Consider the following 17,209-nt stretch of genomic DNA (forward strand, 5'->3'; position numbering starts at 1 on the left):
GAGTGCAGCGAAGCAAGCCCCGCAATTTGCATCCAGGGGAGCACTGACATGACCGACGTTGAGAAGAAGGCCGACACCGTCACGCTGACCGTCGACGGGGTCGAGGTCGTCGCTGCGAAGGGCGAGCTGGTCATCCGGGTCGCCGAGCGGATGGGCATCGCCATCCCGCGGTTCTGCGACCACCCGCTGCTCGCCCCGGCCGGCGCCTGCCGGCAGTGCCTGGTGGAGGTGGAGGGCCAGCGCAAGCCGGTCGCCTCCTGCACCCAGACGGTGGCCGAGGGCATGGTGGTGAAGACCCAGCTCAGCTCGCCGGTCGCCGCCAAGGCACAGGCCGGCGTGATGGAGCTGCTGCTGATCAACCACCCGCTCGACTGCCCCACCTGCGACAAGGGCGGCGAATGCCCGTTGCAGAACCAGGCGATGAGCAGTGGCCGCTCGGACTCCCGGTTCAAGGAGCACAAGCGGGAGTACGAGAAGCCGATCCACATCTCCAGCCAGGTGCTGCTGGACCGGGAGCGCTGCGTGCTGTGCCAGCGCTGCACCCGGTTCTCCGAGGAGATCGCCGGCGACAAGTTCATCGACCTGATGGACCGTTCCTCCGGCGAGCAGATCAACGTCTACCGGGACGACTTCTTCGGCGGCACCGGCACCGGCGACGGACAGGCCGGCGAAGGCGAGGGGGACGTCCCGTTCAACTCGTACTTCTCCGGCAACACCATCCAGATCTGCCCGGTCGGCGCGCTGACCGGCGAGCAGTACCGGTTCCGGGCCCGCCCGTTCGACCTGGTCTCCTCGCCGAGCGCCTGCGAGCACTGTGCCTCCGGCTGCGCGCAGCGCACCGACCACCGGCGCGGGAAGGTGCTGCGCCGGCTGGCCGGCGACGACCCGGCGGTCAACGAGGAGTGGAACTGCGACAAGGGCCGCTGGGGCTTCCGGTACGCCACGGCCACCGACCGGATCATGACGCCGCTCGTCCGGGACGCGAAGACCGGCGAACTGCGTGAGGCGGCGTGGAGCGAGGCGCTGGTGGTCGCGGCGGAGGGACTCAAAGCGGCGCGGGAACGCGGCGTCGGGGTGCTTCCGGGTGGCCGGCTGACGGTCGAGGACGCGTACGCCTACGCGAAGTTCGCCCGGATCGTCCTCGGCACCAACGACATCGACTTCCGGGCCCGGCCGATCCGGGGGACCGGGTCGGCGCTCGCCAGCACCGAGGAGGCCGACTTCCTGGCCGCCGCGGTCGCCGGGGTCACCGAGGCGACGTACGAGCAGGTCGAGAACGCGCCGTCGGTGGTGCTCGCGGGTATCGAGCCGGAGGAGGAGTCACCGATCCTCTTCCTGCGCCTACGTAAGGGCCACGTCAAGAAGAAGCTCACGGTGACGGCGGTCTCGCCGTACCTCAGCAGGGGTCTGGAGAAGATCGGCGCCGCGCTCGTCACCGCCCTGCCGGGGGATGAGGCGCACGTCCTCAACACCGATCCCGCTGTCGCGGGGGCGCTCGGCGCACCCGGCGCCCTGCTGATCGTGGGGGAGCGGCTGGCCACCGTGCCGGGCGCGCTCACCGCGGCCGCCGAGCTGGCCGCCCGCACCGGCGCCACCCTCGCCTGGGTGCCCCGCCGGGCCGGTGACCGGGGTGCGGTCGACGCCGGCTGCCTGCCGAACCTGCTGCCCGGCGGCCGCCCGGTCACCGACACGGCGGCCCGTGCCGAACTCTCGCTGGCCTGGAAGACCGAGCCGGGCGTGCTGCCCGCAACGCCCGGCCGGGACACCGACCGGATCGTGGCCGCGGCCGCGGACGGCACCCTGGGCGCCCTGCTGGTCGGCGGGGTGGACCCGGCCGACCTGGCCGACCCGCGGCTGGCCGAGGAAGCGCTCGACGCCGTGCCGTTCCTGGTCAGCCTGGAGATGCGGCAGAGTGCGGTGACCCGGCGCGCCGACGTGGTGCTGCCGATCGCCCCGGCCGTGGAGAAGGCCGGCACCTACATGAACTGGGAGGGCCGGCTGCGGTCGTTCGGCGCGGTGCTGAAGAGCACCGCGATGACCGACGGGCGGGTCCTCGAAGCGATCGCCGCGCTTCTCGACGTCACCCTGAACACCGGTGACGTGACGGCGATCCGGCGCGAACTGGGCGGGCTGCCCGGCAGCGCGGTTCCGCGGTCCCGGCCGTCCGCCGAGGTGGTCCGGCCCGCCGAGCCCGCCGCGGGTGAGGCGTTGCTGGCCACCTGGCACCAGCTGATCGACCTGGGCTCGCTGCTCGACGGTGACCAAGTGCTGGCCGGCACGGCCCGGCCGCCGGTCGCCCGGATCGGCAAGGACCTCGCCGAGTCGCTCGGCGTCGTCGACGGTGACCTGGTCACGGTCAGCACGGTCCGTGGCTCGGTCACGCTGCCGGCCGCGATCACCGACCTGCCGCCGAAGGTGGTGTGGCTGCCGACCAACTCGCCCGGCTCGACGGTGCGGCGCAGTCTCGGCGTCACCGCCGGCGCGGTCGTCAAGCTGACGGCCGGCGTGCCCGGCCCGATCCTCGCCGAAGGAGCGGCCCGATGACCGATCTGGTGCTGGCGGCGACCGCCGTCGACCCGACCCTCGAGACGTTCGAGAACGACGTCTGGTGGATCGTCCTGATCAAGCTGGTCGGCGTCTTCGCGCTGCTCCTGCTGCTGACCCTGTTCACGATCAACTACGAGCGCAAGGTCGTGGCCCGGATGGCGGTCCGGCCGGGCCCCAACCAGGTCGGACCCAAGGGCTGGCTGCAGAGCCTCACCGACGGCCTGAAACTGCCGTTCAAAGAGGAGATCATCCCGAAGACCGCCGACAAGGTCGTCTACTTCATCGCCCCGGTGATCTCCGCGACGGTGGCATTCACCGCCTTCTCGGTGATTCCGTTCGGCGGCGTGGTGAACATGTTCGGTCAGCAGACCGCCTTGCAGCTCACCGACGTGCCGGTCTCGGTGCTCGTGCTGCTCGCCTGCTCGTCGATGGCGGTCTACGGGGTGGTGCTGGCCGGTTGGGCCTCCGGATCCACCTATCCGCTGCTGGGTGGTCTGCGGTCGAGCGCGCAGATGATCTCGTACGAGGTCGCGATGGGTCTGTCCATCGTGGCGGTCTTCATGACCGCCGGCTCGATGAGCACCTCGCAGATCGTCGCGGCGCAGGCGTCCGGCAACCCGGTCGAGCTCCTCGGCTGGGAGGTGACCGCGCCCGGCTGGTACGCCGTGCAACTCCTGCCCAGCTTCGTCATCTATCTGATCGCGGCGGTCGGTGAGACCAACCGGGCCCCGTTCGACCTGCCCGAGGCGGAGTCCGAGCTGGTCGGCGGCTTCCACACGGAGTACTCGTCGTTCAAGTTCGCGCTCTTCTTCCTCGCCGAGTACATCAACATGATCACCGTCTCGGCGTTCGCGACCACGCTGTTCCTGGGCGGCTGGCGGGCCCCGGCCCCGATCACCACGTTCTGGGAGGGCGCCAACTCCGGCTACTGGCCGCTGCTCTGGTTCTTCGGCAAGGTGCTGATCCTGCTCTTCGGCTTCATCTGGCTGCGGGCCACGCTGCCCCGGATGCGCTACGACCAGTTCATGCGGTTCGGCTGGAAGGTCCTGATCCCGGTCAACCTGGTCTGGATCCTCTTCCTGGCGTTCTTCAAGGTCACCCGCAGCGGCCAGATCTCCGACACCACCAGGTGGGTCATCACCGGAGTGATCGCGGTGCTGATCCTGGCCGTCGCCTGGGGCTGGCCGTCCACGAAGAAACCGAAGCAGCTGTCGATCGAGGAGGAGTTGCACCGGCGACCGCCGGGCAGCTTCCCGGTGCCCCCGATGGATCTCCAGGTCCCGCCGAGTCCCCGAGCCCGCCGAGCCGTTGCCGAACGCGAGCCGGCACCCGCCACCGCCGGCGGCGAGCCAGACACGAAGGAGGTGTGACGTGGGTACGTTCACCGGCTCCTTCAAAGGTTTCGGCGTGACCTTCGCGCACATGTTCCGCAAGGTGATCACCACCGACTACCCGTTCTCGCCGCCGAAGCCGGCGCCGCGCTATCACGGCCGGCACATCCTCAACCGGCACCCGGACGGCCTGGAGAAGTGCATCGGCTGCGAGCTGTGCGCCTGGGCCTGCCCGGCTGACGCGATCTACGTCGAGGGTGGTGACAACACCGACGAGCAGCGGTTCTCGCCGGGCGAGCGGTACGCGAAGATCTACCAGATCAACTACGCCCGGTGCATCTTCTGCGGGCTCTGCATCGAGGCCTGCCCGACCCGCTCGCTGACCATGAGCAACGAGTACGAGCTGGCCCGCGACAGCCGCCAGGACCTGATCTTCACGAAGGAGCAGCTCCTGGCTCCGCTGCTGTCCGGTATGGAACAGCCGCCGCATCCGATGCGCCTCGGCGAGACCGACAAGGACTACTACGTCGGCGCCTTGGAGAACCCGGGCACCTCGGCGGGCGCGGAGCGGGCCCCGTGGGCCGATGCGGGCACCCACGATCCCTCCGATCCGGCCGCCCACGCGGCCCGGCCGGAGACCGCGGGCACGGTCCGCCGGGAGGGTGCGGCATGACTGCGGTGTCGACCGGCGAACAGGTCGCCTTCTGGATCCTCGGTTCCCTCGCGGTGATCGGGGCGCTCGGCATGGTGCTGGCCCGCAACGCGGTGCACTCCGCGCTCTGGCTGGTCCTCACCATGCTGAACCTGGGCTTCTTCTACGTGATCAACTCGGCGCCGTTCCTCGGCTTCGTGCAGATCATCGTCTACACCGGCGCGATCATGATGCTGTTCCTGTTCGTGCTGATGCTGGTCGGCCGGGACGCGTCGGACTCGCTGATCGAGACCCTGCGCGGCCAGCGGATCGCCGCGATCGTGCTGGGTATCGGCTTCGCCGCGCTGATCGGCGCCGGCCTGGGCCGCTCGCTCGGCGCCGGCGACGCGGTCGGCCTGGCGCAGGCCAACGCGAACGGCAACGTCGAGGGCCTGGCCACGCTGCTCTTCACCCGGTACGTCTTCGCCTTCGAGGTGACGTCGGCGCTGCTGATCACCGCCGCGGTCGGCGCGATGATCCTGGCGCACGTCGAGAAGGCCAAGGAGGACACGCGGGACCAGCTGACCCGGATGAAGGAGCGCTTCCGGCCGGGCAACTACCCCGGTCCGAAGCCCGGACCCGGCATCTACGCGAACACCATGTCGGTGGCCGCCCCGGCCCGGCTGCCGGACGGCAACGGCGCCGAGCGGAGCATCTCGCCGATCCTGCCGGTTCGTGAGCTGACGCCGAACGAGGTCGCGCCGAAGGGAACCGAGAAGTGACCCCCGACTACTACCTCGTATTGGCCGCCATCCTGTTCACGATCGGCGCCTCCGGGGTGCTGATCAGGCGGAACGCGATCGTCCTGTTCATGTGCATCGAGCTGATGCTGAACGCGGCGAACCTGGCGCTGGTCACCTTCAGCCGGATCAACGGCGGCCTGGACGGCCAGATCATCTCGTTCTTCGTGATGGTCGTCGCGGCGGCCGAGGTCGTGGTGGGCCTCGCCATCATCATGTCGATCTTCCGTACGAGGCGCTCGGCGAGCGTCGACGACGCCAACCTCCTGAAGTACTGAAGGGGCCTGACGTGGAAAACACCTTCGCCCCGGCGACGGGAGTGCTGAGCAACATCTGGTTGCTCGTGGCGATCCCGCTGGCCAGCGCGGCGATCCTGCTGCTGCTCGGCAAACGGGCCGACAAATGGGGCCACTGGCTCGGCGTCGCGTCGGTGGCCGCCTCGTTCGTCCTCGGGCTGATCTTCTTCTTCTCCCTGGCCGGGCTGGACGCCTCCCGGAGGTCGGCTGAGCTCAGCCTCTGGGACTTCATCGCGGTCGGCGATCTGACCGTCGACTTCGGCCTGCTCTTCGACCCGCTGGCCGGCGTCTTCGTGCTGCTGATCACCGGCGTCGGATCGCTGATCCACCTGTACGCGGTCGGGTACATGGAACACGACCCCGGCCGCCGGCGGTTCTTCGCCTACTTCAACCTGTTCGTCTCGGCGATGCTGCTGCTGGTCCTGGGCAACAACTACGTGATGCTGTACTTCGGCTGGGAGGGCGTCGGTCTGGCGTCGTACCTGCTGATCTCGTTCTGGTACACCAAGCCGTCGGCGGCGACCGCCGGCAAGAAGGCGTTCCTGATGAACCGGGTCGGCGACGCCGGCCTGGCGATCGGCATCTTCCTGATGTTCACCGAGCTGGGCAGCACCCAGTACGACGACGTCTTCAACGGCGTCGACTCGCTGGCCGCCGGAACCATCCTGATCATGGGGATCCTGCTGCTGCTCGGCGCGTGCGGCAAGTCCGGCCAGTTCCCGCTGCAGGCCTGGCTCCCGGACGCGATGGAGGGCCCGACCCCGGTCTCCGCGCTCATCCACGCGGCGACCATGGTCACCGCCGGCGTCTACCTGATCGCCCGGTCCAACCCGATCTTCTCGGCGAACACCACGCTGCAGTTGGTCGTGGTGAGCATCGGTGCGCTGACCCTGCTGATGGGCTGTCTCATCGGTGCGGCCAAGGACGACATCAAGCGGGTCCTGGCCTGGTCGACGGTCTCCCAGATCGGCTACATGTTCCTCGGCGTCGGACTCGGCGGCGGCGCGTACGCGCTGGCCATCATCCACCTGCTCGCGCACGGCTTCTTCAAGGCGAACATGTTCCTCGGGGCCGGCTCGGTCATGCACGGGATGCACGACCAGGTCGACATCCGGCGGTTCGGCGGCCTGTGGAAGCACATGAGGATCACCTATTTCACCTTCGCGACCGGCTGGCTGGCGATCATCGGCATCCCGCCGCTGTCCGGCTTCTTCTCCAAGGAGCCGATCATCGCGGCGGCCTTCGAGCGGGAGGTCGTCTGGGAGGCCTGGGTCTTCGGGATGGCGGCGCTGATCGGCGCCGGCCTGACCGCGTTCTACATGACCCGGCTCTTCGTGCTCACCTTCCACGGCCCGGCCCGCTGGACCGAGGACAACCAGCACCCGCACGAATCACCGGCGATCATGACGATCCCGCTGATCCTGCTGGCGGTCGGCTCGGTCGGCGCCGGTTACCTGATGAGCACCAGCGTGCCGGACTGGCTGAACCCGGTCTTCGGACAGGAGTCCGGCGAGGCCGCGCACGGCGTGCTGTCGCACCTCGTGATCACCATTCTGTCGCTGCTGGTCACGGTGCTCGGCGCGGGTCTCGCCTGGGCCCTCTTCCGCCGGGGTACGGCTCTCGAGCCGCAGCCGGCCGGAGTGCTGGTGACGGCCGCCCGGCGCAACCTCTACACCGACGCGTTCAACGAGGCGGTGTTCGAGCGGCCCGGCATCTACCTCACCCGGGCTCTCGTCTTCCTCGACAACAAGGGGATCGACGGCGTGGTCAACGGAATCGCGGCCGCGATCGGCGGTGGGTCCGGCCGGCTGCGGCGCCTGCAGACCGGTTTCGTCCGGTCGTACGCCCTGTCGATGCTCACCGGCGCCATGCTCGTGGTCGGCGCCTTCCTCGCGATCCAGCTGGGGTGGTTGGCGTGACGAACTTCCCGTTCCTGTCCGTTCTGACGCTCCTGCCGCTGGTGGGTGCCGGGGTGGTCGCCTGCATCCCGCGGACCCGGGCACAGGTCGCCAAAGTGGTGGCGCTGGTCTGGTCGCTGCTGGTGCTCGGCCTGAGCGTGTTCATGTGGATCGCCTACGAGACCGGCAGCACGGACCGGTTCCAGTTCCACGAGTCGTACACCTGGATCCCGTCCTGGAACGCCAACTTCACCTTCGCCGCGGACGGCATCGCGCTCGTCATGCTGATGCTGATCGCGGTGCTGTTCCCGGTCGTGATCCTGGCGTCCTGGCACGACGTCGACCAGAGCACCCGGTCGGCGCCCGCCTACTTCGCGCTGCTGCTGGCCTTCGAGTTCACCATGATCGGGGTGTTCGCCGCGGCGGACATCTTCCTGTTCTACGTGTTCTTCGAGATCATGCTGATCCCGATGTACTTCATCATCGGGTCGTTCGGCAGCGGCCAGAAGCAGTACGCGGCCGTCAAGTTCTTCCTCTACAGCCTGGTCGGCGGCCTCTTCATGCTGGCCTCGGTGATCGGACTGTGGGTCCTCGGCGGGCACACCTTCGACTTCACCGAACTGGTGAAGGGCACCGCGCAGATCGACCAGAACACCGCGCGGTGGCTGTTCCTCGGCTTCTTCGTGGCATTCGCGATCAAGGCGCCGTTCTTCCCGTTCCACACCTGGCTGCCGGACTCCGGTGGGGCCGCCCCGGCCGGGGCCGCCGCGCTGCTGGTCGGCGTGATGGACAAGGTCGGCACGTTCGGGATCCTGCGTTACTGCCTCTCGCTGTTCCCGGAGGCGTCGCGCTGGTTCGCCCCGACGGCCATGGTCCTCGCGGTGATCGGCATCCTCTACGCGGCGCTGCTCGCGGTCGGTCAGAACGACCTGAAGCGCCTGGTGTCGTACACGTCGATCGCCCACTTCGGATTCATCGGCATCGGCATCTTCGCGTTCACCACCCAGGCGGGCACCGGCGCGGTGCTCTACATGGTCAACCACGGGCTGGCCACCGGCCTGCTGTTCATCGTGGTCGGCATGTTCGTGGCCCGGCGCGGCTCGGCCCTGGTCAGCGACTTCGGCGGGGCCGGGAAACTGGTTCCGGTGCTGGCCGGTGTGCTGTTCTTCGCCGGCTTGGCCTCGCTGGCGCTACCCGGCACGGCGCCGTTCGTCAGTGAGTTCCTGGTCCTGATCGGCACGTTCAGCACGAACAAGGGCTTCGCCGTGGTGGCCACGCTCGGCATCGTGCTGGCCGCCGCGTACGTGCTGTGGATGATCCAGCGGACCGTCCAGGGCACGCTCAACCCGGCCCTCACCGAGGTGCCGGCCATGTCGAAGGACATCACGCTGCGGGAGAAGGTGGTCGTCGCCCCGCTGATCGCGTTGCTGCTGGTGTTCGGCTTCTACCCGAAACCGATCACCGACGTGATCAACCCCGCGGTGCAGTTCACGCTGCAGGACGTCGGCGCGAAGGACCCGGTCCCCACGGTGGAGGCCGGCGGAAAGGTGGGCGGCTGACCATGGAACCGTTGAAACTGCCCCCGATCGACTACGGCGCGCTCCTGCCGATGCTGATCCTGTTCGGCGCGGCCTGCCTCGGCATCCTCCTCGAGGTGATCCTGCCGCGCCGGGCCCGCAACGCGGCCCAGCTCGGGCTGGCGCTGCTCGCCGTGGTCGCGGCGCTGGTCGCGGTGATCCTGGAGCGCGGCACCCGGACGGTCACCATCGGCGGCGCGGTCGCCGTGGACGGCCCGACGCTGTTCCTGCAGGGCGCGATCCTGGTGCTCGGCGGGGTGTCGCTGCTGTTGATCGGGGAGCGCACGATCGAGCGGGGCGGCGCGTTCGTCTCGCAGGCCGCGGTCACGGTCGGCTCCCAGAAGGACGTCCAGCAGGCCGGCGGCCAGCCGGGCGCCACCGAGGTGTACCCGCTGACCAGCTTCGCGCTCGGTGGCATGCTGCTGTTCGTCTCGGCCAACGACCTGCTCACCATGTTCGTGGCCCTGGAGGTCTTCTCGCTGCCGCTGTACCTGCTGTGCGCGCTCGCCCGCAGGCGGCGGCTGCTCAGCCAGGAGGCCGCGCTCAAGTACTTCCTGCTCGGCTCGTACGCCTCGGCGTTCTTCCTGTTCGGAGTGGCCTTCATCTACGGCTTCTCCGGTGGGATCCAGCTCGACGTGGTGCACGAGGCGGTCGCCAACCCGCAGCGCAGCTCGGTGCTGCTCTACGCCGGCCTCGGGCTGCTCACCATCGGCCTGCTCTTCAAGGCCGCGCTGGCGCCGTTCCACGTCTGGACGCCGGACGTCTACCAGGGCGCTCCCACGCCCGTCACCGCGTTCATGGCGGCCTGCACCAAGGTCGCCGCGTTCGGGGCCCTGCTGCGGGTGCTGTACGTCGCGTTCGAGGGGGTGCGCTGGGACTTCCAGCCGATCCTCGGGGTCATCGCGGTGCTCACCATGTTCGTCGGCGCGGTCCTGGCGGTCACCCAGACCGACCTGAAGCGGCTGCTGGCCTACTCGTCCATCGCGAACGCGGGCTACCTCCTGGTGGGTGTGCTCGCGCTCAACGAGGAGGGCCTGAGCAGCACGATGTTCTATCTGGTGGCGTACGGGTTCTCGGTGCTCGCCGCGTTCGCCGTGATCAGCCTGGTGCGCGACGCCGACGGCGAGGCCACCCACCTGTCCCGGTGGGCCGGCATCGGCCGGAAGAGCCCGCTGCTGGCCGGGGTCTTCACCTTCATCCTGCTCGCCTTCGCCGGCATCCCGGTGACCAGCGGCTTCATGAGCAAGTTCGCGGTCTTCGGAGCGGCGATCGAGGGCGGGCAGACCTGGCTCGTCATCTTCGGGGTGATCACCAGCATGCTGCTGGCCTTCCCGTACCTGCGGGTCGTGGTGCTGATGTGGCTGTCCGAGCCGGGCGAGACGACCCCCGCGGTCTCCATCCCCGGTTACCTCACCTCGGCGGTGCTGGGACTCGGCGTGCTCGTCACCCTGGCGCTCGGCGTCGCCCCGGACCCGCTGCTCGAACTCACCCGGGACGCGGCCCAGTTCGTCCGCTGATCATCCGAGATGATCACCCAGGAGCCCCGGCCGCGCGCCGGGGCTCCTGCCGTTGAGCCGAAGGCCCCGGGGTAGCCGCGACCAACGGATTCGGCCCGTAGCGGGGCCGGATACCCGGTGTCGCTGCTGCCTCCGGCGGTGGCCACGGGGGCCGTCGTGGGTCGTACCACCGCTGTCGGGTTTCTGATCTTGTCGCGTGCCACCCTGGGACAGAAACCGTCACACCCGTATGGCAAGGTGAATGTGTGGTGAGCACCGGTGACATGACTGCGGGTGATTCCGCCAGGCGCGAGCTGGCGCTGTCATCGCTGGGCCTCGACGTCGATCCCGCGTTGGACGAGTCGGTGTCGGCGACGCTGGCCGCTGTGGAGACTGCCCTGCGCGACCATGTCTCCAGCGCCGACCCGCTGGTGGCGGAGGCCGCGCGCCATCTCGCCGACGCCGGCGGCAAGCGGACCCGGCCATTGCTCGTCGCGCTGGGGGCGCAGTTCGGTGACCCGTCCTCACCCAAGATCGTCGATGCGGCCAACGTGGTCGAGCTGACCCACCTGGCGACGCTCTACCACGACGACGTCATGGACGAGGCAGCCGTGCGCCGGGGCGCGTCCAGCGCGAACGCGCGGTGGGGCAACTCGGTGGCCATCCTGGTCGGTGACTACCTCTTCGCCCAGGCCGCCGATCTGGCCGCCACGCTCGGGACCGAGGCGGTGCATCTCCAGGCGCAGACGTTCGCGCGCCTGGTGCACGGGCAGATCGCCGAGACGGTCGGGCCGCGCGGCACCGACCCGATCGAGCATCATCTGCGCGTCATCACGGAGAAGACGGCTTCCCTGTTCGCCACCTCGGCTCGTTTCGGCGGCCTCTTCTCCGGCGCGCGGCCGGAGATCGTGGAGGCGCTCGCCGGTTATGGCGAGACCATCGGCATCGTCTTCCAGCTCTCCGACGACCTGCTCGACATCGCCAGCGAGTCGGTGCAGTCGGGCAAGACGCCCGGCACCGACCTGCGGGAGGGCATCCCCACCCTGCCGATGCTCTACGCGCTGGCCGATGACGACATCGACGCGTCCGCGGTCCGGTTGCGGGAGCTGCTGTCGGCCGGTCCGCTCACCGACGACGCACTGCACGCCGAGGCGCTGACGCTGCTGCGCGAGTCGGCGGCGATGAAACGTGCCCGGGAGACGGTCCGCGGTTATGCCGAGGAGGCGCGGGCCCGGCTGGCGCCGCTGCCGGACGGGCCAGCGAAGCGGGCGATGGAGTCACTCTGCGACTTCATCGCCGACCGGACTGGCTGACCCCTCTTCTTACTCGGACCGCCACCGGACACCCACTGTGGACGCCGGTGGCGGTTTTCTGTGTCGATACGGCTCTCCGGTCGGAGAAACCGTCAGGAAGACGAATATCGAAACAGTGACCGGCGTGTTAACGGGAACTTACCTTCCTGTTCACCGTCGTCCCTGGTCAGCGGCTTGCCGTCGAATTGTTCAAAGGTCGGCGTATTCCGCCATTCGTGACCTTCCCTGATGCGCACAGTTCTATCGATCACACGCGCTGTGTAAATCGACCGTGATCCACACGTGTTTGGCATTCCGTCGACGCACGTTTCTTCATATGGTGTAAGTCCCTGGGCCTCGGAGGTAGCTGTGCGTGACCCCCTAGCGGAGCCGTCAGATCTCATCCGGAGCGTGTCGCGTGCCCTGCGCGTACTGGAGTCGGTAGGGCGGGCCCCGCGTGGACTCACCGTCAAACAGATCGCGCGACGGTGCGAATTGACCGTCGCCACGACGTATCACCTGGTGCGCACGCTGGCGTACGAAGGCTATGTGATCCGCCGCGAGGACGGCACCTACATCGTCGGGCTCGAGATCGCCGATCGATATCGCGAACTCGTCTCCGCTTTCCGCGGGCCGCCCGCCGTCGGTGAAGCTCTGCGCCGAGCCGCCGTCGACAGTGGATACAGCCACTACCTGGGCCGTTTCGTCGGCGGCCGGATAGCGGTCACCGCATCCGCGGAAGGCGCCCGCTCGCCGTTCATGGACGACGTGGCACCCGGCTTCGACGAGGGCGGGCACGCCACCGCGCTCGGCAAGGCGCTGCTGGCTACCCTCACGCCCGACCAGCGGTCGCGGTACCTGCGCGACTACGGGATGCGGGCGTTCACCCCGGCGACCCTCACCACACCCGAAGCCCTGGAAGCCGACCTGGCCGCCGGTGAGCGGCGCGGCATGCAGATCGAGATGGGACAGTTCCGGCAGGGCCTGGCATCCGCCGCGGTCGTCGTGGTCGCCGACCGCGACATGGAACGCCGGCTCGTCCTCGCCTGCTCGATGCCCGCCGCGGAGATGCTGACCTCGGCACGGGTGGTCCGGGCGAAGCTCACCGCCGCCGCGCGGAACGTGGCCGAAGCCCTGTCCGGAGGCGAGTCCGCAACCGCCTGACCGGGCGATAGCTCTCCGGAATCGGGCCGCCACGGCCTGAGGTGGGGGTTTAAGGGTCCGTTGAACCTTCCCGCCCGATGCCGCGTACCTCCAACCGGGAAGGTCGACCCGGTGGGAGGCGGTAGGGATGCGATGCGAGGACGGGCACGACGACGCCGCCTACGTCCTCGGCGCGCTGTCGCCGAACGAGCGGGCCGCGTACGAACGCCACCTGGCGACCTGCTCGTTCTGCCGGGAGGCAGTGGCCGACCTGGCCCAGATACCGCACATGCTGGACCGGCTCGACACCGGTGAGTTCGAGAGACTGCTCGACCCGGCCTACATGCCCCCGCCTGCTGTCCACAAACCGGTACGAGCCCTGCCAGTCCGGGTGCTCAGCACCGCGCTCGCGGCCGTTCTGGTGCTCGCGATCGGCGGTGGCATCGTCGTCTGGGGGCTCGGACAGGAGAATCCCACCACACCGCCGCCCGGGCCGGCGGTCGCCATGACAGCGGTCGAGGACGGGTCACCGATCGCGGCCACGGTGCGGATCACCAGCACCGAAGCCGGCAGCCGGGTCGAAATGCACTGCGAATACAGCAGTACCGCCAAGCCGTACACGTTCCGGCTCATCGCGTACGGGCCGGACGAGAAGACCGAACAACTCGGCTCCTGGCTGGCGCAGCCCGGCGCGGAATTCTCGATGCCGGCCGCCACCCACCTCGCCCAGGGAAACCTGACCCGGCTCGAGCTGGTCCGGTACGACGGCAAGGTCATGCTCGCCTACGACCCGCCCCACTGACCCGCTCAGCGGGTCGTCAGGGCGGTCGCTGACATCTCGGCGGCCGACGCCCGGCTCCGGGCTGTCGCGCGGGCACTACGGATCCCATCCACGGTGAAGACCACCAGCGCCAGCCAGACCAGACCGAAACCGGCGATCCGGGCCGGCGGCATCGGCTCGTGATAGAGCAACACACCGCAGGCGAGCTGCAGGATCGGCGCGACGTACTGCAACACGCCCAAACCGACCAGCGGCACCCGGTTCGCCGCGCCCGCGAACAACAACAGCGGAGTCGCGGTCAGCACACCGGCGAACACCATCAGAATCGTGTGCGTCACCGAGACCTGCCCGAACTCCGCGCCACCGGACAGCGTCAACCACGCCAGGAACGCCAGCGCGGGCAGAGTGAGCACGGCCGACTCGACGAACAAGCCTTCCGCCGGCGGCAGCGACATCCGCTTCTTGATCAGGCTGTAGCAGCCGAACGAGGCGGCCAGAACGAGAGCGACGTACGGCAGATGCCCGTAATCGACAGCCAGGATCGCCACCGCCAGCGTGCCGATCCCGACAGCCGCCCACTGCAGGCCGCGCAGACGCTCCCGCAGCACGGTCACACCCAGCAGGACCACGACCAGCGGGGTGATGAAATAGCCGAGGGCGGTCTCCACCACGCGGGACGAATTCACCGCATAGATGTACGTGCCCCAGTTGACCGCGATCAGCACGGCGGCCACAGTGATCCCGCCGAGCCGCCGGCGGTCACGCAGTAGCGGGCCCAGGAACCGCCAGTTGCGCATCGCGGTCAGCAGCAGGGCGACGAAGACGACCGACCAGACCACCCGGTGCGCCAGGATCTCCAGAGGCGGGGACGGCTGGAGCAGCTTGAAGTAGATCGGGAAGAAACCCCACATCGTGTACGCAGCAAGGCCGTACAGATACCCACGCCGCTCGTCGCTCATCCCCCCACGGTAAGGCCAGGGGGGATGAGCGGTCCTTGCATATGAACCAGGTCACGAGGCCAATCCGCTGGTCGCGGCCCCGTCTCCCCGCTGGGATCAGTCGTCGCCGTCCGGCACCAGCGCGTTCAGCAGCCAGCTCACCACGCCCACGAGCAGTGCGCCGAGAACCGCGGCCAGGACGCCGTCGACGTGGAAGCCGAGGTCGAGCTTCTCGGCGATCCAGCTGGTGAGGAGCAGCAGCAGACCGTTGACCAGGATCGCCACCAGACCGAGGGTCAGCACGTAGAGGCCACAACCGATGGTCTTGATGATCGGCCGCAGAACCGCGTTGACCAATCCGAAGATCACCGCGACGGCGAGGAGCGTGCCGATCTCGCCACCGGTGGAAGCGGCGTTCAGTTCGATGCCGTCGATCACCAGCGTCGCGATCCACAGCGAAACGGCGGTGATCACCAGCCGGATGAGGATTCCCATGGCACGCGATCGTGCCACGGCCTGTCCACCAGCGGGGACGACACCCCGCGATCTTTCCGAGATCTATGCCGAGCTTAAGAATCCCGCGCGTCACCCGCGCTGTGGCTCGCCGATCAGGCTCTGCTCGATCGGGGTCTGCGACCACACCGCCCAGCGGACCGCCCGCCGGTTGATCACCGCGACCATGTCGGTGCGCATCCGAGGAAAGTATGTCGCCGTCTCACCGAGGCTCAGCGTGTTGCCGAGCAGGGTGGCCTCCTCGGGGCGCAGCCGCTGCAGCACCACCACGTCGGCCTCGGTGGCGTGCGGGACGTCGGCTGGGCCGAAATCGTCACGCACCACGAGAGTGGTCCGCCAGCCCGTTTCCCGGTCCTCCGGGCCGGCCGGCGTGGTGCCGGTGTCCAGGATCGTCAGGATCGGGTGCCGCACCGAGCCGGCGGGTGCGTCGAACGGACGGCCGGGTGGCAGCACCGTGATCGACTCTCCGGGAACGGCCGCGCCGCGGACGAACGGCTCCCACGCCTGTGGCCGGGTCGTGCGGACCTGCACCCGTGCTCCGACCGCCATCGACCGGAACGCCACCATCTGCGCCCCCTGCAGGCCGCCGACGAGCAATGCCCGGGTCGGCTCCGGCCGGAACAACCGGAGCAACACCGCCCCACCGCTCTGATTGCGGCCGATCATCAGGCCGGACGGGCTGATCGGCAGTGCCGGGACGCTGAACTCCGCCCCGCCGTCCTCGCCGGCGCCGCCCAGCGGCAGCGTCGCGGCCAGACCCGGCAGATGCGCGCCGTCCCAGCGGCGCACCCGGATCCGTTCGGCGGAGAGCAGACCGCGCAGCGCGCGGGCCGCCGACTCGAGCTCGGTGGCCTCCTCGGCGGCGAGACGGATGAAGAGAGCGGTCGAGGACATCGACAACGTGGTCGCCGCCGTCGGCAGATGCAGGATGCGGGTCACCAGGTGGGCCGGCAGCTCGGCTCCGGCTGCCGGCTGGCACCGGAACGTCGCCTGGACCAGACCGCCGAGGCGCACCCCGGACCAGCTCTCCCGGCACGCGGCGGCGGTGCCCGACTCGTCCGAGTTGGCCAGGTCGGCGATCGCCCGCAGCGCCGCGACCTCGCCCAGCGGTCGAACCTGGGCCGCGCCGAGCCGGCGGGTCAGCCGGCGGGTCATCCCGGCGAGGCTGCGGCGCAGCTCCTCCTCCGACCAGCCGCCGGTGCGGAAGACCCGCAGCGCGAGCACGGCACGGAGATGACCGAGGGAGTTGCCCTCGACGAGGGTGCGATAGGAGCCTTGGGCCCGGCTGGCGCCGGCCTGGGAGGACGGGGCGGAGACGGCGCTCAGCACGAGCTGGGTGCGGAATCGGGGCTGATCGCCGCCGGGTGTGTGGTCGCGCCCGGTGGCCTGCAGCAGCGCCGCGAACGACGGGATCGTCGAGGACTCGTCGGCCGGATCGCCCAGCTCGACCAGCACGGTGAGGCCCGCGTCGTCGGCGAGTGCCACGGCCGGACCGCCGGGCAGATCCAGCGTCGTCGCGCGGACCCGTGGCGCCGCATAGGTGAGCAGCGCGGCGGGATCGTCGATGGACGCCGCCCGCCGCCGGCCGGAGAACCGGGCCAGGACGCCCAGCCACTGGAACGCCCACCGGCCCCGCAGGCGCAGCCAGGTCAGGGTCAGCAGGGCGACCGCGCCGGCGACCGCCGGGATCAGGGCGATCCCGCCGAGAGCCAGGCCGGCCAGCACCAGGACCGCCGCGACCTGGGTGGCGACGATCTGCTCCGCCCGGATGCCGAGCAGGCGGCCGGCCCGGCGTGGGCGGATCAGCGAGTCGGCCATGGGGACCGCGACTTCGGTGCTCACGACCCTGCCCTTCGGTTGCCCGGGATCAATTCACGGTGATGCGCGGCCCATCGTAGGACAGCGAGCGTCCGCCCTGGGGGCTGTCCACAGGGCGGACGCCGGACTGCGGGGTTATCCACAGGTT

General features: G+C 69.5%; 14 protein-coding genes. 11 read left to right on the forward strand and 3 right to left on the reverse strand.

Annotation, left to right across the window (positions count from 1 at the left end):
- Positions 1 to 48 precede the first annotated feature (48 nt).
- From Aut01nite_RS23710 to Aut01nite_RS23760, 11 genes are all read left to right on the forward strand, one after another.
- Complete coding sequence (locus Aut01nite_RS23710) at positions 49 to 2,544, forward strand: NADH-quinone oxidoreductase subunit G (RefSeq protein ID WP_043522782.1); 2,496 nt, start codon at positions 49 to 51, stop codon at positions 2,542 to 2,544.
- 11 nt (positions 2,545 to 2,555) lie between these two features.
- Entirely contained in the window at positions 2,556 to 3,917 is a 1,362-nt protein-coding gene (gene nuoH / locus Aut01nite_RS23715) for an NADH-quinone oxidoreductase subunit NuoH (protein ID WP_152628503.1), read from the forward strand.
- 1 nt (position 3,918) lies between these two features.
- Complete coding sequence (gene nuoI, locus Aut01nite_RS23720; RefSeq protein ID WP_043522778.1) at positions 3,919 to 4,551, forward strand: NADH-quinone oxidoreductase subunit NuoI; 633 nt, start codon at positions 3,919 to 3,921, stop codon at positions 4,549 to 4,551.
- On the forward strand, positions 4,548 to 5,291 hold the full coding sequence (locus Aut01nite_RS23725; protein ID WP_043522776.1) for an NADH-quinone oxidoreductase subunit J: 744 nt from the start codon (positions 4,548 to 4,550) through the stop codon (positions 5,289 to 5,291). The genes nuoI and Aut01nite_RS23725 overlap by 4 nt, the downstream gene beginning before the upstream one ends.
- Complete coding sequence (nuoK, locus tag Aut01nite_RS23730) at positions 5,288 to 5,587, forward strand: NADH-quinone oxidoreductase subunit NuoK (protein WP_043522775.1); 300 nt, start codon at positions 5,288 to 5,290, stop codon at positions 5,585 to 5,587. Before Aut01nite_RS23725 ends, nuoK begins: the two co-directional genes overlap by 4 nt.
- A gap of 11 nt (positions 5,588 to 5,598) precedes the next feature.
- Positions 5,599 to 7,524 carry an NADH-quinone oxidoreductase subunit L gene (gene nuoL, locus Aut01nite_RS23735; RefSeq protein WP_052163233.1) on the forward strand — a complete coding sequence of 642 codons (1,926 nt, stop codon included), beginning with the start codon at positions 5,599 to 5,601 and terminating at the stop codon, positions 7,522 to 7,524.
- Positions 7,521 to 9,062 carry an NADH-quinone oxidoreductase subunit M gene (locus tag Aut01nite_RS23740; protein ID WP_043522773.1) on the forward strand — a complete coding sequence of 514 codons (1,542 nt, stop codon included), beginning with the start codon at positions 7,521 to 7,523 and terminating at the stop codon, positions 9,060 to 9,062. Before nuoL ends, Aut01nite_RS23740 begins: the two co-directional genes overlap by 4 nt.
- 2 nt (positions 9,063 to 9,064) lie before the next feature.
- Positions 9,065 to 10,597 carry an NADH-quinone oxidoreductase subunit NuoN gene (nuoN, locus tag Aut01nite_RS23745; protein WP_043522770.1) on the forward strand — a complete coding sequence of 511 codons (1,533 nt, stop codon included), beginning with the start codon at positions 9,065 to 9,067 and terminating at the stop codon, positions 10,595 to 10,597.
- A 263-nt stretch (positions 10,598 to 10,860) separates the two neighbouring features.
- Positions 10,861 to 11,889, forward strand: a complete 1,029-nt coding sequence (locus Aut01nite_RS23750) for a polyprenyl synthetase family protein (RefSeq protein ID WP_052163248.1) — start codon at positions 10,861 to 10,863, stop codon at positions 11,887 to 11,889.
- Positions 11,890 to 12,237: 348 nt separating this feature from the next.
- Positions 12,238 to 13,032, forward strand: a complete 795-nt coding sequence (locus Aut01nite_RS23755; protein WP_043522768.1) for an IclR family transcriptional regulator — start codon at positions 12,238 to 12,240, stop codon at positions 13,030 to 13,032.
- A 127-nt stretch (positions 13,033 to 13,159) separates the two neighbouring features.
- Entirely contained in the window at positions 13,160 to 13,813 is a 654-nt protein-coding gene (locus tag Aut01nite_RS23760; protein WP_043522766.1) for an anti-sigma factor family protein, read from the forward strand.
- Positions 13,814 to 13,818: 5 nt separating this feature from the next.
- On the opposite strand, the gene rarD is transcribed toward Aut01nite_RS23760, so the two are convergent.
- The 3 genes from rarD to Aut01nite_RS23775 form a co-directional block, all read right to left on the reverse strand.
- Positions 13,819 to 14,751 (reverse strand): EamA family transporter RarD, encoded by a 933-nt coding sequence (rarD, locus tag Aut01nite_RS23765; RefSeq protein ID WP_043522764.1) that lies wholly within the window; start codon positions 14,749 to 14,751, stop codon positions 13,819 to 13,821.
- A gap of 96 nt (positions 14,752 to 14,847) precedes the next feature.
- Positions 14,848 to 15,225: a phage holin family protein gene (locus Aut01nite_RS23770; protein WP_043522762.1), complete on the reverse strand. Its 378-nt coding sequence runs from the start codon at positions 15,223 to 15,225 to the stop codon at positions 14,848 to 14,850.
- A 90-nt stretch (positions 15,226 to 15,315) separates the two neighbouring features.
- Positions 15,316 to 17,085 (reverse strand): type VII secretion protein EccE, encoded by a 1,770-nt coding sequence (locus tag Aut01nite_RS23775; RefSeq protein ID WP_152628493.1) that lies wholly within the window; start codon positions 17,083 to 17,085, stop codon positions 15,316 to 15,318.
- Between the last annotated feature and the right edge of the window lie 124 nt (positions 17,086 to 17,209).

It is taken from the genome of Actinoplanes utahensis (assembly GCF_016862455.1).
Classification (GTDB): Bacteria; Actinomycetota; Actinomycetes; order Mycobacteriales; family Micromonosporaceae; genus Actinoplanes; species Actinoplanes utahensis.